We start from the raw sequence: 2587 nt of genomic DNA, 5'->3' as shown, positions 1-2587 counted from the left end.
AGGAAGCTATCAACAAGCAGGTGTCTGATCTTGAGGCCGAGGTTGGCAAAAGCCGCGAGAAGGAGGAAGCTGTCATCAAGGAATACGCTGCAGGTGTGGCAAATGTGAAACAGATAATAGACCTTGCCCTTCTTCAGAGCGGACTTCTGAAAGGTGAGGCATTATCCGCGTTCATCCGCCGCTCCGCCGCTCTGCTTTGAATGCCGTTTCCAAAAGATTACTCCGGTTTCAATCCATATATACAAGAAAACGCGTCAGAAATTTCTGACGCGTTTTCTTGTATATATGGATTGGATCGTTTATTCAGCCGGAGCATCGTNCCATGTGCAGGAAACGAATTCGAATTTACCTTTCTCCACGCATTTCCACACAATCGTGTACTCCACATTCGCGCCGCCGGTTGTCCAGGCGGTGAAGGTGACTGTCACTGTAGGCTCAAGACCTTCGATCGGAGCCATGTTGGGATAGAGAAGAGAAAGTGCGCCAGGACCTGTCTCATGCTCGAAACGGCTCTTCATCATCTTCACGATTTCCTCCGGCTGCACGCCCGGATAGTAACTCAGAAGCGTAGCATACGAACTGTTGAAATTCACATTGCCCTGATATGCCGAACAACCTGAATAATATTCTCCGGTGCCGTAGCTGTCTACCCATGACGAGGCATTCTCTATATTGGCGCTCACCCAGTCGACTGCAGCCTGATAGAACCACATGCTCGTCGCCTGGTTCTTGCCGCGCGGGAGAACCAGCGAGATAGAGGGATCCATCTTCCAGCCGCTTGACTTGAACACGAACTGGTTTGTCTCCGTAATCACACCTTCCTCGGAAATGGAGTCAACCCACTGGGTTCCGTCATAGGTATATTCCACGCTTCTTAAGCTTGTCCCGTCACTCCCTTTCAGAGAATAAAGCACATACTTGCTTGTTTCTGCTGCGGCATAAGGATATGTTCTTGAAAGGAACATAGGTATCATTGTTCTCGCTTCATCGGCTGTAAGAGCGTTTCCGGATACTCCCATCTGCTTGTAATCCGAAGGCTGAAGCACAGTGACATCTGTTGCCGGTGCCCATTTCGAGCCGTCATAAAGATACAGGGAGGATACAGCTGTGTTTGCGATTGTGGCTACACGACGCTTGACATTCGCCGGGGATTTTGCAGATGATTCAACACCGGTGAGCAGAATGTTGAAGAACTTAGGCACGCCGCCGGATTTGGAGATACTTACAAAATAACCGTTTACAGTGCAGGTCTCGCCATCCTTGAGCATGGCTTTCTGCGCATCGGTCAGCATGTAGAAACTGCCCTGCGATGTGGATGCGCCGTCAACCATAAGATTGTAATAGTTGCCCGATACGGATACCTTTCCCGTAATGCTGCAGTATACAGCGGTGAAGTTGTCGGTGGTCTGGATTGCAGCATCCATATCGGCGCCGGTATATACTTTTGCCGCAGGATATGTCACACTGCTTTCCTGTCCGACTTTCTTGATAGTGGCGCTTTCTCCGAACTGAAGACCGTTGTTGTTGACACCGACCGTGCCGGAAATCTCAAGCCGGTCACCGAGAACATAGCTGCCGTCGTAAGAACTTCCGAGATAAACAAGTACGGAAGCGCCTTTGTCCGAGAATATGAAGCCGCGCGCGCAGACTCCGGTCACGACACCGTTGACTGTGACATCATCGCCGGCTTTTGCATCTTTGAGAATATCGCTGGGCTCGAACGTATCCTCGGGTGTATTGAATACGGGAGAAGTCTCAGAGTTGTTATAGTTCACAAGCACATACTCGCCTGCCGCTGCATCGGGGAAGTTGCTCTTGAGGATGCCGGGGATATTGCCGGCTGCCGTCGCCATGGGCGAGAAACTCTCGGCATAATCCTCTTCGCTTCCGTATGCCTCCTGATAATCTTCCTTGGTCACTGTGTAGGAGGAAGCGGCATTCATGTTTACCATCTCTTCGGGAAGGTTCTTTGCAATCCTGTAGGTGACATTGATCGATGAACCACCGGAAAGAGTGAAATACTTGAAACCGGGATCCTGAAGCAGATTAGGAATGTACTCAGCTGGAAGAATCTTGTCGTTGAGATATCCGAGGGAGCCGACAGCCTTCAGTTCGTCTGCCACACCGGCTGACTCGGCAAGTGCTTTGTTGGCGGAATTCTTGGCGATAAGCTCATAGTCTGACACCTCAAGTGTATAATCGAGAGTCTGGACATTGGAAAAGTCCGGTCCCCCCGTAAAGCCGTCAAGATGGTCGTTCCAGCTGTTTTCGCTACACGACATCATGCCAAGTGACACAGCTCCGACAAGAAGTGTATTCTTTATATATGTTTTCATTTCGGTAGTTTCTTAGAAATTGATTTTTAATTTCAGGGAGAATGTGCGGCCGAAAGAATATACGGCATATGTGGCATTTCTCCATGTTCCGTTCTCGTTGTAAGGAGTCTGCGCATCCTTGACATAATAGTAGTCGAACAGGTTGAAGACGTTTCCGTAGACAGTGGCGTTGAGTCCGCCGATCTTGAAGCTGTAGCTGCAGGAAAGGTCGAGTTCGTTGCCCCATGGAATCTCCCACGGGTCGGCAAGTG

At 49.9% G+C, this 2587-nt stretch carries 2 protein-coding genes; one reads left to right on the top strand and one right to left on the bottom strand.

Translation table 11 applies throughout. The features are described 5' to 3' along the window. A partial coding sequence (locus tag JX312_RS12095) for a hypothetical protein (RefSeq protein WP_204458149.1) occupies window positions 1-200 on the top strand: 200 nt, incomplete at its 5' end. A 2148-nt stretch (window positions 201-2348) separates the two neighbouring features. Here the strand turns inward: JX312_RS12095 and JX312_RS12090 are convergent. Continuing rightward, window positions 2349-2587, bottom strand: a 239-nt coding sequence (locus JX312_RS12090) for a TonB-dependent receptor (RefSeq protein ID WP_204458148.1), incomplete at its 5' end; no start/stop codon positions are given.

The sequence above is a fragment of the Barnesiella sp. CU968 genome (assembly GCF_905219685.1).
GTDB lineage: Bacteria > Bacteroidota > Bacteroidia > Bacteroidales > Muribaculaceae > Lepagella > Lepagella muris_A.
Note: the sequence above shows the minus strand (reverse complement) of the source record. Positions and strands in the feature narration are given on the sequence as shown.